The following is a 20,339-nucleotide window of genomic DNA, read 5'->3' as shown; positions in this document are numbered from 1 at the left end:
GGAGGAACACCCCATGCCTGAAAAGAAAAAAGAACAGGTCTTGTCGGTGCGAGACCTTGATATCACCTTTAAGACCACCGCAGGCCCGGTGCACGCCATCCGCGGCGTGAACATCGACCTGTACAAGGGCGAAACGGTGGCGCTGGTGGGCGAATCCGGCTCCGGCAAGTCCGTTACCATGAAGGCCGCCATGGGCATTCTGGCACAGAACGCCATCGTGAACAGCGGTTCCATCCAGTTCAGCTACCATCACGCCGACGGCAGCCCCGAGACGGTGGATCTGCTGCAGAAGGACAAAAAGTGGATCCGCCGCCACATCAACGGCAAGCGCATCGCCATGGTGTTCCAGGACCCCATGACCAGCCTTGACCCCACCATGCCCATCGGCAAGCAGATCATGGAGGGCATGCTGTGGCACTACAAGATGCCCAAGGATGCCGCCTACAAAAAGGCTGTGCAGCTGCTGGAAGAGGTGGGCATCACCGATGCCGAAAAGCGCATGAAGAGCTACCCGCACCAGCTGTCTGGCGGTATGCGCCAGCGCGTGGTCATTGCCATTGCACTGGCCTGCGACCCCGACCTGCTGATCTGTGACGAGCCCACCACGGCACTGGATGTGACCATTCAGGCCAAAATTCTGGAGCTGATCCGCAGCATCCAGCGTGAGCGCGGCATCTCGGTCATTTACATCACCCACGATCTGGGCGTTGTGGCAAAGGTGGCCGATTATGTGGACGTGATGTACGCAGGCAAGATCGTGGAGACCGGCACCATCGACGAGATCTTCTACGAGCCGCGCCACCCCTACACATGGGGCCTGCTTTCCGCCATGCCCGATCTGGACACCGCAGACGACCGTCTGTACACCATTCCGGGTTCGCCGCCGAACCTGCTGCATGAGAAGCAGGGCGATGCCTTTGCGCCGCGCAACCATTATGCCCTGAACATCGACGACGAAGTTGACCCGCCCATGTTCAAGATCAGCGACACCCACTATGCAGCTACATGGCTGCTGGACCCCCGCGCACCCAAGGTGGACATGCCGCCTGAGCTTGCTCAGCGCATTGCCCGCATGCGTGCCGAGGCAGAAAAGATCAAGGAGGCGGAATAAATGGCAGGACAGAATGCTGCTCCGCTGCTGAAGGTCGAGGGCCTGAAGCAGTATTTCCGCGTGAGCAAGAGCTATACCGTCAAGGCTGTGGACAATGTCAGCTTTGAGATCTATCCCGGCGAGACCTATGGTCTGGTGGGCGAGTCCGGTTCCGGCAAGTCCACCATCGGCCGCAGCGTCATCCGCCTGTATGACCCCACTGCCGGAAAAATCACCTTTGATGGGCATGATATCAGCGGCAGGCTGAGCCGCGTGCAGAACGATACGCTGCGCACCCAGATGCAGATGATCTTTCAGGACCCCATGGCGTCCCTGAACCCCCGCAAAAAGGTGGAGGATATCATCGGTGAGGGTCTGGACATCCACCACATGTACAAGACCCGCGAAGAGCGCCGCGAAAAGGTGGAGAAAATTCTGGCCAAGGTGGGCCTTGCGCCCGAACATGCCGAGCGCTATCCCCACCAGTTCTCTGGCGGCCAGCGCCAGCGCGTGGGCATTGCCCGCGCCCTCATTATGAACCCCAAGCTCATCATCGCAGATGAGTGCATCTCGGCGCTGGACGTGTCCATTCAGGCGCAGGTGGTCAACCTGATGAAGGATATCCAGCAGGAGACCGGCACGGCCTACCTGTTCATTGCGCATGACCTTTCCATGGTCAAGTACATCTCGGACCGCATCGGCGTGCTGCATCTGGGCCACCTGCTGGAGACGGGTACGACCGAAGAGATCTTCGAGAATCCCATCCACCCCTACACCCGCAGCCTGCTGTCGGCCATCCCGCTGCCGAACCCCGTTGTGGAGAAGCGCCGCGTGGCTGAGACCTACGACTACGCCACTTCCGGCATCGATTACAACAAGGGCACCGATCACCATGTGAGCGGCAGCCACTATGTCAAGTGCACCGACGAAGAGTTTGCAAAATGGTGTAAATGATAGTAAACAAAGAAGGAGCGTTCCCGCGTGGAAACGCTCCTTCTTTGTTTTATTATAATTACGCAGAAAGGAATGGAATGCAGGAGATTCAGCAGTTATCGTAGCGGGCAAGGTTGCAGTTGCGGCGTTCGATAAAGTAGTACAGGGCTTTGCTCCGGCTGAAAAAGGCAAAGCGCATTTTATTGTAGAAGGACAAAATGGAACGGCTCTTTTGGTAGGCATGACGGATGAGCTGATCCGATTCAGGGTCTAAGGCAGAACGATAGAGGATCGGGTAATCATTCAGGGCCATATCCACAAAATAGGCATCGTTTTCCAGCATGTCAGGGTACAGCTTTTCAAGAAACAGGTAACGCTCTGTGACCATCGCAAGCCTGTCCTGAAAGAACTTTATACAGTCTGTATGGAGAGTGCTGCCATCGCGCTGATAATAGTAATACAGGGGTTCGTCCGAGTACACGATCTGCCCTGCGTCGAACAGGATCTTGTGTGCAATGCCAAGATCTTCCATAACACGACCGACCGGAAACCGGATGGTGTCAAACAGTTCCCGTTTGCATAATTTATTCCATGCATAACATGCGTAGGTATCCTCCGTAAAAAGCTCCCGGATGGCATCAGCACCCTGAAAGAGCGTAACGTTTCGGGAAGAAAGCGGAGCAGGGACCTCCGGCCCGTCAGCATAGACGAGTTTCCAATGGACGGCAGAAATATCGGTGTGGTACTCATGGAGTAGATCATAAAGGGTCTCGATGAAATTTTCTGCAATGTAATCATCGCTGTCAACAAAGGAAATGTACGCACCGGATGCCGCATCCAGTCCCACATTCCGGGCATCGGATATGCCGCCGTTTTTCTTATGGATGACCCTGATGCGTGCGTCCCGCTGTGCCCATGCATCACAGAGTGCGGGGCAGTTATCGGGAGAACCATCATCGACCAGGATCACCTCAAGGTTCGGATATGTCTGGGCCAGAATGCTGGCGACACATCGGTCCAGATAGGGTTCTACTTTATATACCGGAACAATGACGGACACGAGTTCGTTATTTGTATTCTGCATGATATCCTCCTCCAAGCTGGTTTAATCATATCATGGGAGCAGGGATTCCGCAATGAGAACTTTATAAGTTTTGGGTTCAAGTCTTGGCGGCCCTCAGAACGGCATCCGACACTTTTTGACATTCCTATGCGCTGGGACCCGCAGGCTAAGTAAAGCCCCACCGGGGCTTTACTTGCGTCGCTTCGCGTCGCCGCCTTGTTCAAGTCCTGACTGGCAACAAAAAAGAGCACCCCGATGGGTGCTCTTTTTTGTTATGGGCCAGCCAGGACTTGAACCCGGGACCAAGCGGTTATGAGAACGTCGCTAATTTTGAAATCCCGTTTTTCTTGTGAAATTTTATGGCTATTTGATAATTCCATAAAAGTGCCTTTGTGTACTTTGACGTAACTTTTGGTATCTTTTTGTCTCTAAAACGGCTCTTTGTAGGTGAAAATTTTCACCTACGAAACTCGACACTTACTGTTACCATTTTGGCTTTACATGGCTCACTTTCTAAAATTGAAGGTGAGCTTTTTCTTTTGCAGAAATCGGGAAGGAGGTTTTCTACTCCTCTGCTGCGGACCCCCTCTATCTGTCCGCAGCAGAACAACAAAATGCAAAAAGCCCAGAGCGATACCGCTCCAGGCTCCTTTGTCTGTATGTACATATCATATGTATAATGTCCGGGGCGGATATTGTCAAGGGAAGTGAACGGGTTTCATCTCTAGGTGCCCACCGATTCATCTTGTTTGGTGTTTTGCATCCACCGCACCAGCGCTTCGGCGTCCTGTTTGCCTTTGGCGTACATTTTTTCAAGGCAGGCGCGGTTCTTGGTCAGGGTGGACATTCCCTCGGTGCTGTCCGGGGCGATGATGCAGACAAGGCCCTGTCGCTCCAGCTCCCGCGCCCGCTGGACAGCCGTGTTGTACCGCCATGCCCGGCGGCGCAGCCCCTCGGCTGCAGCGGGGTAATTCGACTGCAGCAGGTGTGCCAGATGCTTGTCCCGGGCATCACTACTCACCAGCCCGATGGGCTTGGTCAGGATGAGAGCCACCCGGTCGCAGCCGTGGGCAAAGGCCCATTCCAGCGGGACGGGGTCGGCCAGGCCGCCATCAAAATAAGGCACGCCGTCGATGACGCAGGGCTGGTCGATGACCGGGATGCAGCAGGACGCCATGAGGACGCGGTAGTCGTCCGGGTGGAGGTCTGCCTTGGTGAAATACTGCGCCTCGCCGTTCTGTGCATTAGCGGCCACCACGCAGAGCTCTGCCGGGCTGCGGGCAAGCGCCGCGTAATCCAGCGGATTCTCGCCGCCTGCATTGCTGAGGGTGCCGTAGACATAGCCCAGATCGAGATAGGAGTGCTTGCGGATGAGGTTGTGCACGCTCATGTACTCCCTGCGGAAGGAGTATTCATCGTAAAAGGGCTTGTTCCGCCCATGCTGGCCTGCCAGATAGGACGTCATATTGGCGCTGCCCGCCGAAACGCCGATGCAGAGATCGAAGCGGAGGTCCTCCTCCAGGCAGCGGTCCAGCACGCCAGCGCCGTAAATGCCCCGCAGGCCGCCACCCACATCGATGACACCGTATTTCATGGTCTGTTCCTCCATCGTTTAATTCCATTTCCCTCCCAGTATAACGGGACGGCGGGAAATACTCATTGAGCAAACGGCGGGATCTGATGCAATTTGCGGCAGAAAGCAGGATCTGCCGCAATGGGGGCAAACAAAAACGGCCAGCGTATCATGTGCTCTGTGATATGTACCCCTAATCGAAAAAATCCATCCGCATATGTTCCGGCACGCCTTCGTCAGCATTCTGTTGTCTAATCCCAATATCGGTGTGGCAACGGTGGCCGCAGAAGCCGGACGCGCTCAGCCCAGCACGACCCTTGCAATCTACACGCAGGTCTACGACAGACGACGTGATGAGATTCGGAAACAGATGAGCAAAGAATTGTACAAGTAAAGCGCCTATTCATGCAAAAAGAAAAGCACGAGAGCAAAATCTCGTGCTTTTTTGGTGGGCCAGCCAGGACTTGAACCCGGGACCAAGCGGTTATGAGCCGCCAGCTCTGACCAACTGAGCTACTAGCCCGCATATTCTGCGCTGCGGCACTTACAAGTATACCAAAAACAGCGCAAAATGAAAAGCATTTACACAAAACTTTATTTGGTGCGGTGGGCATCCAGCTTCTGCTGCATAAAACGATCAAGCATTTCCTGCGGGAACAGCGGCTCCTTGTAGCCAAAGGCCTCGCGGATGAAGATCAGGGTCACTACGGTCTGACGACCGGGGTCCAGCCGGAGGGTATACAGGGTGTCCAGCGGCTGCTGGGTGGGCTGGTGCAGGGTGAGATGCAGCAGAAAGCCGCCGTCCTTTTCCCGGCGGCACTCGTACACGAACTCGTCGGCGTCCCTGTGCTCGTCCAGCCGGTCGAAGCACTCGTCCAGCGGCAGGTCGGTGCGGAACTCCGAAAGGCCGGCGGGGCCGTACTGGCTGCGGCGGGTATTCTCGCGCCGGGACAAAAGAAAAACGATCACGCCAAGTACGGCGGCAAGCAGGACAATGGAAACTGCGGCGTTCATGAAGATCCTCCTGAAGAGTTTTTCTTATTGTAACACAACCCGCATACTTTTGTGCTATAATATTTTTAATTCTTTGAAAATTTTGTCAGGAGCCTGCGCACTGCTGCAGGCGGGAGGAATACAATGAAGCTCAAATTTACACGCAAGACCTGGTACTTTTTCCTGCTGGCGGCAGCGGCAATGTCCATGCTGGGCGGCTTTGCCGTGCTGGGCGGCATGGATTTTTCGGGGCTGGAACTGATCGTGTTCTGCATCACCGGCATTGCAGTGCTGTTTTTGGCCGCACAGAAGGGTGCTCCCGCCAAGGATAAGCGCAGCTACACGCTGGTGTTCGTGCTGCTGATGCTCAGCAAGCTGGCTGCAGGCGGCTGGGCGGGCGACCTGTGCTCGGCACTGGTGTGGCCGGGCCTGCTTGCCATCGAGTACGGCCATGGCAGGCCCATCCAGCGCCCGCTGCAGCTGGTGTGCATCTCGGAAGCGCTGCGCCTTTTGTTCTGGCTGCTGACGAAGTATGCGGGCATGAGCGCCCTTGCCTTCTGGACGAACATCATGTTCGTGCTGCTGGCCTGCGCCCGGGGCTGGGCAGCGCTTGTGCTGTATAAGACCCAGGAGGAGACCCTGTGACTCAGCGGCGCAAGTCCAAAAAAACGGAAGCGGAACCGCGCCGTGTGAACCGGCGCACCTTTCTGGCGGGGGCCGGTGCTGCTGCCTGTGTGGGTGCGGGGCTGTGGCTGCGCAGAAAAAAGTTTTCCAAACGGGACAAAACGAAAGTAGAAAAACAGCCTGTTGAGAACCCTGCCCTGCCTGCAGGCGAGTGGCGGGCCGTATGGGTGAGCTACCTGGAATGGACAGCAATGGATTTTTCCTCGGCGGATGCCTTCCGCGCCGGGTGCGTGCAAATGCTGGAAAACTGCGCGGGCCTTGGGCTGAACACGGTGCTTGCGCAGGTGCGGCCCTTCGGGGATGCACTTTACAAAAGCCAGCTGTTCCCGTGGAGCCACCTGTGCACCGGCGTGCAGGGGCAGGACCCCGGTTTTGACCCGCTGGACATCCTTTTGCAGGAGGCCCACGGGCGAGGCCTTTCGGTGGAGGCGTGGCTGAATCCATACCGGCTGCGGTCCTCTGCAGCCATGCCGCCGAATCTGGCAGAGAACAACCTTGCCAACACCCACCCGGAATGGGTGTGTGCAGTGGGCGACGGGCTGTATCTGAACCCGGCCGAGCCTGCAGCGGCGGACTATGTGGTGCAGGGCGTGGCCGAGCTTTTGCAGAACTACGCGGTGGACGGCATCCACTTTGACGATTATTTTTACCCTACGACCGAAGAAAGCATCGATGCGGCGCAGTTTGCGGCCAGCGGTGCGGCAGACCTTGCAGCATGGCGGCGGCAGAACGTGACCGCTCTGGTCAAGAAGGTGCACGACACGGTGAAGACTGCAGACCCGACGCTGCGCTTTGGCATCAGTCCGCAGGGGAATCCCGACAACGACCTCAACAGCCAGTACAGCGATGTGACGGCGTGGCTGGCCGCAGGCGGGGAAGAACAGGTGGTGGATTATCTCTGCCCGCAGATCTACTGGGGCTATGGCTACACGCTGCAGAGCGGCAGCACCCGCTTTGCCTTTGAGAACATCGTGCCCGCGTGGCTGGCGTACCCGCGCACAGAGGGCGTGGCGCTCTATTTTGGCTTGGGCGCGTACCGCGTGGGCGCAGGTGACGGCGGCGCGAACCCGGACAGCGTGAGCGGCTGGAGCACCGGCGATGTGCTGGCCCGGCAGGTGCAGGACCTGCGCAGTCAGAACGCGGGCGGCTGGGCGCTGTACCGGTACGGCAGTCTGTTTGGTGCAGGTGCACCGGAGCAGGCCGCTGCCGAGTGTGCTGCCCTGCGGGCGGTCACTGGCAAAGAAACGTAAAATCGGGCGGCAAACCGCACAAAAAGAAAAGCCCCGGGGGGGGGCTTTTCTTGCAGTACGGCACAGGACAAACGTCTTGTACAGCGCCGGAAAATGCGGTATACTATATCTGTATCTGCTCTGTACAAGAACAGGGCGGAGGGATGAAAAACAAAGAGAAGCGCATTGCTTCGTGAGGAAACGTATGAAGATGAAAAAAAGGATCGTTGTGCTGCTGATGGCGCTGGTGCTTGCAGTGGGCCTAATCGGCTGCAAGGACACCCTGAAGAGCATCGTGCACAAGGCATCGGGCACTTCAGACGAAGTGCAGGAAGAGGACACTACCCGCTGGGCCGACCAGACCAGTGATCCGCTGATCATTCAGGGCATTGCAGACTCCTCGGCCAAGTTTGCCACGGCCACGGCGGATGGCTGCCTGTATGCAGTGTTCAACGGCATCTGGAGCCGCCAGACCAGCTACTTTACCGTGCCCTCCGGCACGCTGAGCATTATGGGCTGCGGCACGGCTGAGGGCACCCAGCGGTTCAAGGTGGCCGTGTGGAAAAAGGTGGACGGCGGCGCAGAATATGTGACCGACAGCACCTATTATATCCATACCGACGGCACCGACTACCGCTGCACCATCTCCGGGCTGGACCCGGCGGCGCAGTACCGTGTGACCATCTCCTATGACTCCAGCAAGTACTACCTGTACGGCCTGCTGAAGGTGGAGGGAATTGGCTGATGAGCACACAAACCAAGAACTCTCTGCTTTTGCTGCTGTGCTCCCTTATTTGGGGCACAGCCTTTGTGGCCCAGAGCGCCGGTTCCGGCATGGGAGCCTACAGCTTTCTGGCCGGGCGCAGCTGGCTGGCTGTACTGGTGCTGATCCCCACGGTGATGGTGTTTGATGCCATCCGCCGCAAAAGCGGCACCGATGCAAAGCCCAAAACTGCTGCCGAGAAGAAAAAGCTGCTGGCGGCAGGCTTTGTGTGCGGCACCCTTCTGTTTGCTGCTTCCGCTGCACAGCAGATCGGCATTACCATCAATCCGTCCACGGCAAAGGCCGGCTTCCTGACCGCCATGTACGTGGTGCTGGTGCCGGTGTTCGGCCTGTTTCTGGGCCGTAAGGGCAGCGCGCAGCTGTGGGTGAGCATGGTGGTGGCCGTGCTGGGCCTGTACCTGCTGTGCATGAAAAACGGCTTTGGCAGCATTGAATCCAGCGACTGGCTCCTGCTGAGCTGTGCGGTGCTGTTCAGCTTCCAGATCATTGCGGTGGACCACTTTTCCCCGCAGGTGGACGGCGTGCGGCTGAGCCTTGCCGAGTTTCTGGTGGTGTCGGTGGAAAGCACCGCTGCGGCTCTGCTGTTCGAGACACCTTCCGCAGCGCAGTTCGCGGAGAATGCGCTGCCGATCCTCTACTGCGGCATCATGTCCAGCGGCGTGGCCTACACCCTGCAGATCCTGGGCCAGCGGGACCTGAACCCCGCCATTGCCAGCCTGATCATGTGTCTGGAAAGCGTGTTCAGTGCGCTGGGCGGCTGGATGCTGCTGCACCAGAACCTTTCTGCCCGGGAAGTCTTTGGCTGCGTGCTGATCTTTGCTGCCGTGGTGCTGGCCCAGCTGCCGCTGGAAATGCTGCACCGGGCAAAAAAGACTACCTGACCTCATGGCGGGCAGAAAGCAGGAGACACAGCTGCGCACGGCAGGCGGCATCCAATACGAGCTGACCCGCAAACGGGTCAAGAACCTGAACATCCGTGTGCGGGAGGATGGCACCGTGGCGGTGAGCATCCCCCTGCGGACAAGTGCAGAAGCGGCAGACCGTTTTGTGGCCGCACGCGCCGACTGGGTGCAGCAGGCCCGGGAACGTGCCATGCGGCGCGCAGCGCAGGAAGCGCGGCCTCTGCCGGATAAGGAAACAGCGCTGGCCTATTTTACGGCCATGAGCGATAAGGTCTACCCGGCCTTTGCCGGAGTGCTGGGCGGGCACAAGCCTGTTATCAAAGTGCGCAGCATGACCAGCCGGTGGGGCGTGTGCTTTATGGCAAAACGGCAGATCACCTTTGCTTTGCAGCTGTATCATATGCCCCCGGCGGCGCAGATTTATGTGGTAGTGCATGAGTACTGCCACTTTTTGCAGCCCAACCACAGCCCGGCGTTCTGGGCCGAGGTGGCAAAGCTGCTGCCGGACTGGAAAGCCCGGCGGGCGCTTTTAAAGTGACTAAATAGTGGGAAAGCGGATGCGGGCGGTCACAGACCGGCCCGCATCCGAATTGTAAAACAGGAGGGAAGTTCCCTTGGAAAACGAAAAAAAGTCCGGCGATAAATATTCAAAGCTGGCCGGCAACACATTGATCTTTGCAATTTCCAGCTTTTCGTCAAAGCTGCTCACCCTGATCGTCCAGCCGTTCCTGACCTATGCAATGGCGGAGATCTCTGATCTGGGCCTTTCCAAGATCCTGAGCCAGTACGCGAACCTGCTCATCCCGTTCGTGTCCATGGGCATGTCCAACGCCATCATCCGCTTTGGTCTGGACAAGGGCAACAGCGAAAAACAGGTGTTCACCAACGGCCTGCTGACCATTCTGGGCGGCTTTGGCATTCTGGTGCTGTGCTGGCCCATTGCGCAGTTCCTGCCCGATATGGCACAGTACGGCCTGCTCATTTACATCTATGTGCTCATGAGCTGCCTGCGCACCCTGTGCACCCAGTTCGTGCGCAGCCGCCAGTGGAACAAGCTGGTGGCCGTGGACGGCGTGCTGTGCACCGTGGCCACCATGGCTTTCTACGTGCTGTATCTGGTGGGCTTCAAGTGGGGTGCCAACGGCTACCTGCTGGCCATCATCAGCGGCGACCTTACCAGTGTGCTGTTCCTGATGTTCACCGGCAAGCTGTGGAACTACGTGGAGCTGAAGGGCATCAACAAGGATCTGTGGAAGCAGATGCTGCGCTTCTCGCTGCCCATGATCCCGGCACAGATCAGCTTCTGGATCATCAACGCATCCGACCTGTTCTTTGTGCGTGAGATGTGCAACGGTCTGGACGGCCGCGACGGCAATGCATGGAGCGGCCTGCTTTCCACCGGCTATTTCCTGCCCACCATCCTTACTACGCTGGGCCTGATCTTCTACGATGCATGGCAGCTCTCCGCTGTGACCGAGGAAGAGGGCCGCGCAAAGTTCTTTACCAAAATTTTCCGCACCTATTCCAGTGTGCTGTTCTGCTGCGCAGCCGGTATCATCTGGCTGTGCCGCCCGGTGATGCACATTATGAAGTCCAACTACTACTACGCATGGCACTTTGTGCCCTTCCTTGTGCTGGCTTCCACCTGCAGCTGCTTCAACCAGTTCATGAACAGCGTGTATGTGGTGAATAAAAAGTCCACCCGCAGCATGATCACCATGATGGCGGGTGCTGTGAGCAACTGCATCATGAACTACTTCTTCATCAAGTGGTGGGGGCCTGTGGGCGCTACCTATGCGTCCTTCCTTGGCCTTGCGCTGGTGTTCACCCTGCGTGCCATCGATGCCCACCGTATGATCGGGATGCAGGTACATCCGGGCCGCGTGCTGGTGAACGCCGCCGCGCTGGTGATCGAAGCCTTTGTGCTGCTGGCCGAAACGCCGCTCTACGGCCTGTGGACCGGCATCATCACGGCGCTGATCATCCTGTACAACTTTGCAGGCGTGTGGGCCATGGCCCGTGTCCTGCTGCCCAAGCTTCTGGGCCGCCGCGGCAAGGCACTGGTAAATGTGATCGACGGCTGGATCGCACCCAAGAAAGCATAACAGCATAACTGAAAATAAACGCAGAAAGTCCCCGGAACGCTGGTTCCGGGGACTTTTTCAGCAATCGGGAAAACTTTCAGTGCCGGGCATTTTTGCCCTAATGGCTGGCAAAAGTGCCGCCAGCCATTAGGGCAAAAAGTACCGCCATTCCTCAGAATGACGGTAAAACGGATGCGGCAGATCAGGCAAGATGCTTTTCCAGCCAGCTGCCGATATCTTCAAACACTTCCTGATGGTTCGTTTCCACCAGCAGTTCATGCCGGGCACCGGGGTACAGCTTGCATTCAATGTTCTGCACACCGGCATCTTTCAGGCTCTGGATGGCACGCTGCACGCCCTTGCCCTGTTCGCCCACCGGGTCGGCATCGCCAGCCAAGAACAGTAGCGGCAGGTCTTTGGGCATTTTTGCAAGGAACGCCGGGTCGTGCAGGCGCAGGATGCCGCTGAACATGCTGTAGTAGGCGTTCAGCGTAAAGGTAAAGGTGCAGCGTTCGTCGGCCAGATATTTGTCCACCTCGGCCTGATCGCGGTTGAGCCAGTCGTGGGTGGTGCGGCCCTCCAGCCCTTTGTTGTAGCCCATAAAGGACATGTTGGCCACGAACTTGCTGCGGTACTGCCAGCCATGAAAGACCGCCAGCACCCGGCAGAGGGTCTTGGCAAACTGCACCAGTGCCTTGGGCTGGAAGCCGGTGCCCATGATGATGGCTCCGTCCAGCTCATGGCCGTATTCGCACAAATACTGCCGGGCATAGAACGAACCCATGCTGTGCCCCAGCAGAAAATAAGGCACCCCCGGGTACAGCTCTTTGGTGCGCACGGTCATGGCGTGCAGGTCGGCCAGAACGGCGCGGTTGCCGTCCGGCTCGGCAAAGTAGCCGTAGTCCGCTTTGGTGCGGATGGAGCCACCGTGGCCCAAATGGTCGTGGCCGGTAACAAGGATGCCCCGCCCGGCCAGATATTCCGCCAGCGGCTTGTAGCGGTCAATAAATTCCACCATGCCATGGGACAGCTGCAGAACCGCCTTTACTTCACCCTCCGGCACACAGCGGAAGGCATGCAAAGTCCGCCCCGGCACAGTGGACGGGACGGTGAAATCGATCATCTGGCTCATAGCAGAGCCTCCTTTTTGTGTGTTTTACAGTGCACCAATCTTGCGGCGGCAGGCCGGGCAGATGCAGTAGCCCGCAAACTGCACCGAAGACTCATCTACCTCGCCGCAGAAATCGCAGCTGCCGGCGGGCCGATGCTTTTTGAGCACGATGGAGTCGCCATCCACAAAAATCTCCAGCTTGGTGTCAGTGTCCAGATGCATACTGGTGCGCAGCTCCTTGGGCAGAACGATGCGGCCCAGCGCGTCGATGCCGCGGACAATTCCGGTACTTTTCATAGTATTCCATTCTCCTTTATCCTTTTCCTGTGATAGCCAGTCTGTGACACAATAGGAAAATTGTTCCAGTGGCGCTATGCTCAGTATACAAAAAATAACAGGGTTCGTCAATGATTGCGTGACATTTCGACAAAAAACAACCTTTTATACAACTTCTTCCGTCTTGTTCTCCACACGGGCGCTGGTGCGTCCCTCGGGACGGATCTCTCCAGCGGCAGTCAGTGCGATCTTGGTTAGCGTGGGGCCTGCCAGCTCATACACCAGCACCGAGAACAGCACCACGTTGCGTACCATGTGGCCGTCCGAGAGCTGGGCGGCTGTGGCAGCCATGCCAAGTGCCACACCGGCCTGCGGCAGCAGGGTGATGCCGAGGTACTTCTGGATATCATCACTGCAGCGGGCCCGCGATCAGCGAAAGGGAAGAACGAAAAGGGAAAACGCAGCGCAGCCAGAAGAAACGCATACACGTCTAATATACTATCCGCCCAGACAAAAAGCAACCGGAATATGGAGACCCGGCAAAGAGCTCCGGTCGGGCAAATAAAAGAAACTCCTTCCGTCATCGCTGCGCGATGCCACCCATTCCCCTTCTGGCACTTTCGTGCCACCTCCCCCGGCCGGGGGAGTCTTTCTCACGGAGGGAGGCTCTGGCGAGAAGGAGAAGTGTTCCATTCTGCCAAAGGCTCCCTCTTTGAGGGAGCTGGCACGGCGTAAGACGTGACGGAAGGAGTAAATTCCAAAGAATCAATTGAACTTGAAGACCTTGCGCAGCTGGCGGTAGACGCCCAGAGTGAGCTTGTCGCCGCCGGGGAACTTCAGGTCGGTCAGACCGCCCAGATTGTAGCGCACGGCGCGGTAAACACCGGTGCTTACGTGATCCTTGAGGTACTGCCACAGCCCGGTGCGCTTGGCTTTTGCCTCGTCGCTGCCGTCCAGCAGCAGGAAGATGTCGCTCACGGCCATCATCACGGACAGATAGTGCACCATGTAGGCGTGCAGACGTTTCTGATCCTTCAGCTCATCCAGATCCTGACAGTCGATCATGTGCCGGGTGACCCGCAGCTGCTGATCCACCCGCTTGACCATGATGCTCTCGTTCACGCTCTGGTCGGCACGGCCGATGAAGTAGCGGTACAGGTCCAGATCCATGTAGTACATGCTCTTGACATAGGGCAGGGGCTGGTAGACAAAAATGTTGTCCACATAGAAGGTGTGCTTGGGCAGCACCATGCCGCACTTGCGCAGCACCTCGGTGCGGTACATCACCGAGTGCATCAGGATGTTCTGGTCCGGGCGGAAGTGGCCCACATGGGTCCAGTTGAACAGGCGGTTCTGGGGGAACACGTTGGTGTAGCGCACGGTCAGGGTGGTGTTGTCCTCCACATGCTCATACACGTAGTTGCAGATCATCATGTCAGGCGCGGTGCCGCGGGCCACCAGAGTGGTCAGGCGGGCCAGAACCTTTTTGAGGGCGTCGGTGTCCAGCCAGTCGTCGCTGTCCACTACCTTATAGTACAGGCCGGTGGCGTTGCGGATGCCCTGATTCACACCCTCGCCGTGGCCGCCGTTTTCCTGATGGATGGCCTTGACGATGGTGGGATATTTGGCGGCGTACTCGTCGCAGATGGCGGGGGTATCGTCCTTCACGGAACCGTCGTCCACAAGGATGATCTCGGCCTGCTCTCCGGCAGAAAGCAGGGTCTCGACGCAATGGCGCATATATGCCGCCGAGTTGTAGCACGGAACGGCAAAGGTGATGAGTTTCTGCTGCATAAGATGATTGCTCCTTTTTCTATCAACAGTCGGCGCACAAAAAAACGCCGGACATGGAGTTATGTGCTCCTATTATATCATTTTCGCGCCTGAAAAGCTATCATTTGCAAAAAAATTACCTTTGACATTTCGTGCTTTTTGCCAAAAAAACGGCTCTGCACCTGCGCAAAAGCCCGGCTTTTGTGGTATACTGATATGGTTTTGAAGATATTGCGCAGAAAAAAACCTATTCTATGATACGGAGGGACCCATGGAAAACCCGCACTCGATCTTAAAAAAGGTATTCGGCTACGACAGTTTCCGCCCCGGGCAGGAGGAGATCGTCAGCCGCCTGCTTGCCGGGCAGGATGTACTGGCGGTGATGCCCACCGGTGCGGGCAAATCCATCTGCTATCAGGTGCCGGCGCTGCTTTTGCCGGGCATCACCATCGTGGTGTCGCCGCTGGTCAGCCTGATGAAGGATCAGGTGGGGGCACTGGTGCAGGCCGGTGTGGCGGCGGCGTTTCTGAACAACAGCCTGAACGATAACCAGAAGGCCCTGATGCTGCGCCGCGCCCGGGAAGGCTGGTACAAGATCATCTATGTGGCACCGGAACGGCTGGAGATGCCGGGCTTCCAGCGGTTTGCACAGGAGCGGGAGATCAGCATGGTGACGGTGGACGAGGCCCACTGCATCAGCCAGTGGGGACAGGACTTCCGGCCCAGCTACCTGCGTATCAAAGCCTTTGTGGACAGCCTGCCCAGCCGTCCGGTGGTGGGCGCATTCACGGCCACGGCCACCGCCCATGTGCGGGACGACATCCGGGAACAGCTGGCCTTGCAGAAGCCCTACGAGGTGACCACCAGCTTTGACCGGCCCAACCTCTATTTTGAGACCCGGCGCGCCCTGCCCAGCCAGAAGCCGAAGGAGCTGCTGGATCTTGTGCTGAAAGAGGGTGACAACGCGGGCATCGTCTACTGCAGCACCACAAAGCAGGTGGATGAGACTGCCCGCCTGCTGCAGAGCCGCGGTATCCGGGCTGCGGCCTACCATGCCAAGCTGGACGCGGATACCCGGCGGAAGAATCAGGACGATTTCCTCTACGACCGGGTGCAAATCATGGTAGCCACCAATGCCTTCGGCATGGGCATCGACAAGCCCAACGTGCGGTTCGTGATCCACTACAATATGCCCAAGGATGTGGAAAGTTATTATCAGGAAGCAGGCCGTGCAGGCCGCGATGGTCAGCCCGCCCGGTGCACGCTGCTCTATTCCGGCACCGATGTGCGCACCATCCGCTTCTTTATTGAAAAGGAGATGGAGGCAGACAACGGTCTGCCCGCCGATGTGAAAGCCGAAGCTGCCCGCAAGGCCGAGGAGCGGCTCAAGTACATGACATTTTATTCCACCACGCAGGACTGTCTGCGGGGATTTCTGCTGCATTACTTCGGCGAAGCTGCACCAAAGAAATGCGGCAACTGCTCCTGCTGTCTGGCTGCAGAGCAGGAAGCGCAGCTGCAGGTGGAGTATTCCCGGCGGCGCGCGGCGGATAATGCCCGCCGCCTGACCGAGAAGCCGCGCCGCACAAAGGCGGTGGCAGGCGAGCTGAGCGAGTTCGACCAGAAGCTGCTGAATGCCCTCTATGCTCAGCGCAAGCGGCTGGCCGGAAAGCAGAATATCCCGGCCTTTATGGTGTTCAGCGATGCCACCCTGCGGGAAATGGTGGAGAAGAAGCCACTGAGCACCGATGAACTGCTGAATATCAGCGGTGTGGGCGAGAAGAAAGCCGCCCGCTACGGCAATGCCTTCCTGCGCATCATCGAGGATGCCGTGGGCAGCAGAGAGTAAAACAAAAAAGAAAGCGTCCGGTTTTCCACACGTTCCGTTCAGGAAGTGGAAAACCGGACGCTCTTTTCTGTTGTGTTTATTTTTCCATAGTATGGGTGGCGAACACCTTTTCGTCCTCCCACCACACGGGCTGACCGGCGGCAAGGGTCTTTTTTACATCCAGCAGACGCTGGTTGCTGCTGCCGCGGAACCGCAGGGAGATATCGTGCTTTGCCTGCACGAACTCGCCGTCCACCAGCACATCCAGCAGGCTCAGCAGCTCGTCGGTGGCTTCACACCGGGCAAGACTTGGCTCTTTGCCGGTCAGCTGTTCCCAGGTGTAGCCGGAATAGCACCATACCGTTTTGTTCGGGTACAAGGCCTTGAAGTTGCGCACGAAGGGCAGCAGCTCCCGCTGATTTTCCGGCTCCATGGGTTCGCCGCCCAGCAGAGAAAGACCCGCGATATAGTCCGGCTGGCAGGATGCAAACACTTCGTTGCGGGTGGGTTTGTCGAAGGGCTGGCCATAGTCAAAGTCCCACGCCACGGCGTTGAAGCACCCTGGGCAGTGGTGGCGGCAGCCGGACACGAACACGCTGGTGCGCACCCCCGGGCCGTTGGCAATGTCATAGTATTTGATGGTTGCGTAGTTCATAATTTTAGCGGCCTAGCCCTCTCAGGCCGCTTCGCGCCCAGCCTGTTCCCCCTTTTGGCTTCGCCATCTTCCCCCGGCGCGGGGGAAGTCTGTCAAAGGGAGAGCCTCTGGCGAAACCACACACTTTGCATGGACTGCCAAGGCCTCCCACTTTGGGGGAGGTGGCATCGCGTCAGCGATGACGGAGAGGGCAAGGATGCTTTCCTTTCTACAAAAAGGTTACAGATGCAGCACGCGGTCCTTGATCTCCTGCGTGCGGCCCTGATTCCAGAACTGGGTGCCGATATAGCCACAGGTGCGGCGGGCAACGTTCAGCTTGTTCTGGTCGCGGTTGCCGCACTTGGGGCACTCCCACACCAACTTGCCGTCATCCTCCACGATCTTGATCTCGCCGTCATAGCCGCAGACCTGACAGTAATCCGACTTGGTGTTCAGCTCCGCATACATGATGTTGTCATAGATGAACTGCAGCACACTTATGACGGCTTCCAGATTGTCCTGCATGTTGGGCACTTCCACATAACTGATGGCACCGCCCGGGGACAGGCGCTGGAAGTCGGATTCAAACTTCAGCTTGGTGAAGGCATCAATCTGCTCCGACACATGCACATGATAGCTGTTGGTGATATAGTTCTTGTCGGTAATGCCGGGCACGATGCCAAAGCGCTTCTGCAGGCACTTGGCGAACTTGTAGGTGGTGGATTCCAGCGGGGTGCCGTAGAGGGAGTAGTCGATGTTCTCGGCCTTTTTCCATGCGTTGCACTTGTCGTTCATGTGCTGCATCACGCTCAGAGCAAAGGGCTTTGCACCGGCATCGGTGTGGCTCTTGCCGGTCATATACTTCACGCACTCATACAGACCGGCATAGCCCAGACTGATGGTGGAGTAGCCGCCGAACAGCAGCTTGTCGATCTTTTCGCCCTTCTTCAGGCGGGCCAGCGCACCATACTGCCACAGGATGGGTGCGGCATCGCTGGGAGTGCCCAGCAGCCGCTTGTGCCGTGCCTGCAGTGCGCGGTGGCACAGAGCCAGACGCTCGTCGAAGATCTTCCAGAACTTCTCAAAGTTGCCCTTGGAGGAGAGTGCCACATCCACCAGATTGATGGTGACAACGCCCTGATTGAATCGGCCGTAGTACTTGGGCTTGCCGGTCTCGGGGTCCACATAGGGGGTCAGGAAGCTGCGGCAGCCCATGCAGGTGTAGCAGTGGCCTTCGCCGTTTTTGTCCACCTTGAGCTCCAGCATCTTCTTTTCGGAGATATAGTCGGGCACCATGCGCTTTGCGGTGCACTTGGCGGCCAGCTCGGTCAGGTAGTAATAAGGAGTGCCGGGGCGGATGTTGTCCTCTTCCAGCACATAGATCAGCTTGGGGAAAGCGGGGGTGATCCACACACCGGCCTCGTTCTTCACGCCCTGATAGCGCTGGCGGATGGTCTCCTCGATGATGATGGCAAGGTCTGCCTTCTCCTGCGGATTGCGCGCCTCACCCAGATACATGAACACGGTGATAAAGGGAGCCTGACCATTGGTGGTCATCAGCGTGACCACCTGATACTGGATGGTCTGCACACCGCGGTTGATCTCGCTGCGCAGGCGGCGCTCCACGATCTCCTTCTTGCGCTCGGCAGAAACGTCCAGACCGGCCATTTCCACTTCTACCTCAGCGGCGATCTTCTTGCGGGAGACATCCACAAAGGGGGCGAGGTGGGTCAGGCTGATGCTCTGACCGCCGTACTGGTTGGATGCCACCTGTGCAATGATCTGGGTGGCGATGTTGCAGGCGGTGGAGAAGCTGTGAGGCTTTTCAATATAGGTGCCGGAAATGACGGTGCCGTTCTGCAGCATGTCCTCCAGATTCACCAGATCGCAGTTGTGCATGTGCTGGGCAAAGTAGTCGGAATCGTGGAAGTGGATCAGGCCCTCCTGATGTGCCTTGACGATCTCCGGGTCCAGCAGCAGACGGGCGGTCAGATCTTTGGAGATCTCACCGGCCATATAGTCGCGCTGTACGCTGTTCACGGTGGGGTTCTTGTTGGCGTTCTCCTGCTTGACCTCTTCGTTCTGGCACTCGATCAGGCTCAGGATGCGCTCATCGGTGGTGTTGGTCTGGCGCTTCAGGCTCTGCACATAGCGGTAGGTGATGTAGTGCCGGGCCACATCATGTGCCTTGATGTCCATGAGCTGGTTCTCCACCATATCCTGCACTTCTTCCACGCTGACGGCGCGGTTCAGCGCCTGACACTGGTCGGTAACAGCAGCGGCGATCTGGGTGATCTGGTCCTTTGTCAGACGGCTCTGGCCGCTCACAGAATCGCTGGCCTTAGTAACAGCGGTGATGATCTTGGTGATATCAAAGGGGACCTCTGCACCGTTGCGTTTGATGATCTTCATCGGCTCTCCTCCTTAACAAATAAAGCACAGTGTGAACGGGTATCTCTTACAATAAGAGATACCCGTTTTGCGCACACGATATCCAACAAACTGAATGTAGCTCTATTCTATCACTATCTAGTGGCAAGTCAAGGAAAATACCACTACATTTTGCGTTTTGGAGTTTTAGCCAAAATTCATGGATAATTTTCAGGATAAAATCTGAGCCAAGACCTCTTGACAACGCACACCTGTTTCCGAGGTGTAATATCGCAAAATATTATACGGCGAAAGCTTTATAATACATTATATAAACAAAGAGAAAAGGCATTTGTGCCAAGCTGCACCAAAGCAGCTGCGGCGCATATACCTCACGGTCAGATGCCGTTTCCGGTCGTGCGCAAAAAAGAATGGAAAAAATCTGTCAAAAAGTGTTGACAAGGAGGCGGGGGTGTGGTATTATACTTGAGCGCCAAGCGCTGAGGCAAAAGAATGACTTCCGAAGTCTCAGCAGGAAGCCCTTGAAAAGAACCAATAGACGCTGAAAAGTTTTGCGGTTGTGAAAGCAATGAATCGCCCCAGTGGGGCGTTCAAGCAAACAGAGCGGTCTTGCGAAAGCAAGATGGAGGGGACTCACCCCGACAAGCTCACGGTTTGTTCTGAGAAACTTCTTGGATGTCCAAGTTCGGAAAGTTCAAAAGCTTCTAAAAAATAAGGCTTGACAAAAAACCACTTCAGTGGTAAAATAAACAGGTCGTCAGCCGAAAGGCTGAGGCGCTACAGGACCTTGAAAATTGAACAATATCGAAAAACTTGTAAGGAACCTTTTAAGTGTTTGGAAAAACACTAAAAACAATTCCAAAAGTAATTCACACAGGACGCAAGCGATTGCGTGCTGAGCGAACAAGATTTAACACTTTTAAGTGATAAATATCATTTATAAAGAGTTTGATCCTGGCTCAGGACGAACGCTGGCGGCGCGCCTAACACA

General features: G+C 57.0%; 19 protein-coding genes and 1 tRNA gene. 10 read left to right on the top strand and 10 right to left on the bottom strand.

Annotated features, from left to right (window positions below; all coding sequences use genetic code 11):
- The first annotated feature begins 13 nt into the window (after window positions 1–13).
- Entirely contained in the window at window positions 14–1,111 is a 1,098-nt protein-coding gene (locus tag J3348_RS12080; protein ID WP_154256391.1) for an ABC transporter ATP-binding protein, read from the top strand.
- Entirely contained in the window at window positions 1,112–2,044 is a 933-nt protein-coding gene (locus J3348_RS12075) for an ATP-binding cassette domain-containing protein (RefSeq protein ID WP_005936872.1), read from the top strand. It abuts the gene before it with no gap.
- 88 nt (window positions 2,045–2,132) lie between these two features.
- Here J3348_RS12075 and J3348_RS12070 read toward each other — a convergent pair whose 3' ends face one another.
- The gene (locus J3348_RS12070; RefSeq protein WP_207699061.1) at window positions 2,133–3,107 is read right to left on the bottom strand and encodes a glycosyltransferase; all 975 of its coding nucleotides are present in this window, start codon (window positions 3,105–3,107) and stop codon (window positions 2,133–2,135) included.
- A gap of 703 nt (window positions 3,108–3,810) precedes the next feature.
- Window positions 3,811–4,680, bottom strand: coding sequence for a patatin family protein (locus tag J3348_RS12065; RefSeq protein ID WP_242702981.1), 870 nt, complete (start codon window positions 4,678–4,680; stop codon window positions 3,811–3,813).
- 226 nt (window positions 4,681–4,906) lie between these two features.
- Here J3348_RS12065 and J3348_RS12060 point away from each other — a divergent pair, with 226 nt between their 5' ends.
- Entirely contained in the window at window positions 4,907–5,053 is a 147-nt protein-coding gene (locus J3348_RS12060) for a hypothetical protein (RefSeq protein ID WP_242702980.1), read from the top strand.
- 52 nt (window positions 5,054–5,105) lie between these two features.
- Here J3348_RS12060 and J3348_RS12055 read toward each other — a convergent pair.
- Both J3348_RS12055 and J3348_RS12050 read right to left on the bottom strand, forming a co-directional pair.
- A tRNA-Ile gene (locus tag J3348_RS12055) sits at window positions 5,106–5,182 on the bottom strand.
- A gap of 71 nt (window positions 5,183–5,253) precedes the next feature.
- The gene (locus tag J3348_RS12050; protein ID WP_044953353.1) at window positions 5,254–5,673 is read right to left on the bottom strand and encodes a hypothetical protein; all 420 of its coding nucleotides are present in this window, start codon (window positions 5,671–5,673) and stop codon (window positions 5,254–5,256) included.
- A gap of 123 nt (window positions 5,674–5,796) precedes the next feature.
- Between J3348_RS12050 and J3348_RS12045 the strand changes: the two genes are divergently transcribed.
- From J3348_RS12045 to J3348_RS12020, 6 genes are all read left to right on the top strand, one after another.
- Window positions 5,797–6,297, top strand: a complete 501-nt coding sequence (locus J3348_RS12045; protein ID WP_005938897.1) for a hypothetical protein — start codon at window positions 5,797–5,799, stop codon at window positions 6,295–6,297.
- Entirely contained in the window at window positions 6,294–7,586 is a 1,293-nt protein-coding gene (locus tag J3348_RS12040) for a family 10 glycosylhydrolase (RefSeq protein WP_207699059.1), read from the top strand. Before J3348_RS12045 ends, J3348_RS12040 begins: the two co-directional genes overlap by 4 nt.
- A gap of 184 nt (window positions 7,587–7,770) precedes the next feature.
- A complete protein-coding gene (locus tag J3348_RS12035; protein WP_005938903.1) occupies window positions 7,771–8,310 on the top strand; it encodes a hypothetical protein in 540 nt (179 codons plus the stop codon).
- Window positions 8,310–9,230: a DMT family transporter gene (locus J3348_RS12030; RefSeq protein WP_120081342.1), complete on the top strand. Its 921-nt coding sequence runs from the start codon at window positions 8,310–8,312 to the stop codon at window positions 9,228–9,230. Before J3348_RS12035 ends, J3348_RS12030 begins: the two co-directional genes overlap by 1 nt.
- 4 nt (window positions 9,231–9,234) lie before the next feature.
- Window positions 9,235–9,789, top strand: a complete 555-nt coding sequence (locus J3348_RS12025; RefSeq protein ID WP_097780774.1) for a YgjP-like metallopeptidase domain-containing protein — start codon at window positions 9,235–9,237, stop codon at window positions 9,787–9,789.
- A 76-nt stretch (window positions 9,790–9,865) separates the two neighbouring features.
- A complete protein-coding gene (locus tag J3348_RS12020) occupies window positions 9,866–11,356 on the top strand; it encodes a lipopolysaccharide biosynthesis protein (protein WP_207699058.1) in 1,491 nt (496 codons plus the stop codon).
- A 181-nt stretch (window positions 11,357–11,537) separates the two neighbouring features.
- On the opposite strand, the gene J3348_RS12015 is transcribed toward J3348_RS12020, so the two are convergent.
- From J3348_RS12015 to J3348_RS12000, 4 genes are all read right to left on the bottom strand, one after another.
- Window positions 11,538–12,467: an alpha/beta fold hydrolase gene (locus J3348_RS12015; protein ID WP_120081344.1), complete on the bottom strand. Its 930-nt coding sequence runs from the start codon at window positions 12,465–12,467 to the stop codon at window positions 11,538–11,540.
- A 24-nt stretch (window positions 12,468–12,491) separates the two neighbouring features.
- Window positions 12,492–12,743 carry an AbrB/MazE/SpoVT family DNA-binding domain-containing protein gene (locus J3348_RS12010; RefSeq protein WP_005938917.1) on the bottom strand — a complete coding sequence of 84 codons (252 nt, stop codon included), beginning with the start codon at window positions 12,741–12,743 and terminating at the stop codon, window positions 12,492–12,494.
- Window positions 12,744–12,887: 144 nt separating this feature from the next.
- A complete protein-coding gene (locus J3348_RS12005; protein WP_242702979.1) occupies window positions 12,888–13,085 on the bottom strand; it encodes a hypothetical protein in 198 nt (65 codons plus the stop codon).
- Between the two features lie 402 nt (window positions 13,086–13,487).
- The gene (locus tag J3348_RS12000; protein WP_154261215.1) at window positions 13,488–14,516 is read right to left on the bottom strand and encodes a glycosyltransferase family 2 protein; all 1,029 of its coding nucleotides are present in this window, start codon (window positions 14,514–14,516) and stop codon (window positions 13,488–13,490) included.
- 250 nt (window positions 14,517–14,766) lie between these two features.
- On the opposite strand from J3348_RS12000, the gene J3348_RS11995 reads away from it, so the two are divergent.
- Entirely contained in the window at window positions 14,767–16,344 is a 1,578-nt protein-coding gene (locus J3348_RS11995) for a RecQ family ATP-dependent DNA helicase (protein WP_207699057.1), read from the top strand.
- A 76-nt stretch (window positions 16,345–16,420) separates the two neighbouring features.
- Here J3348_RS11995 and nrdG read toward each other — a convergent pair whose 3' ends face one another.
- Together nrdG and nrdD are read right to left on the bottom strand one after the other, a co-directional pair.
- Window positions 16,421–16,978 (bottom strand): anaerobic ribonucleoside-triphosphate reductase activating protein, encoded by a 558-nt coding sequence (gene nrdG / locus J3348_RS11990; RefSeq protein ID WP_005938932.1) that lies wholly within the window; start codon window positions 16,976–16,978, stop codon window positions 16,421–16,423.
- A gap of 219 nt (window positions 16,979–17,197) precedes the next feature.
- On the bottom strand, window positions 17,198–19,369 hold the full coding sequence (nrdD, locus tag J3348_RS11985) for an anaerobic ribonucleoside-triphosphate reductase (RefSeq protein WP_005938935.1): 2,172 nt from the start codon (window positions 19,367–19,369) through the stop codon (window positions 17,198–17,200).
- Between the last annotated feature and the right edge of the window lie 970 nt (window positions 19,370–20,339).

Source organism: Faecalibacterium sp. Marseille-Q4896, assembly GCF_017377615.1.
In the GTDB taxonomy this organism is placed as follows: domain Bacteria; phylum Bacillota; class Clostridia; order Oscillospirales; family Ruminococcaceae; genus Faecalibacterium; species Faecalibacterium taiwanense.
Note: the sequence above shows the minus strand (reverse complement) of the source record. Positions and strands in the feature narration are given on the sequence as shown.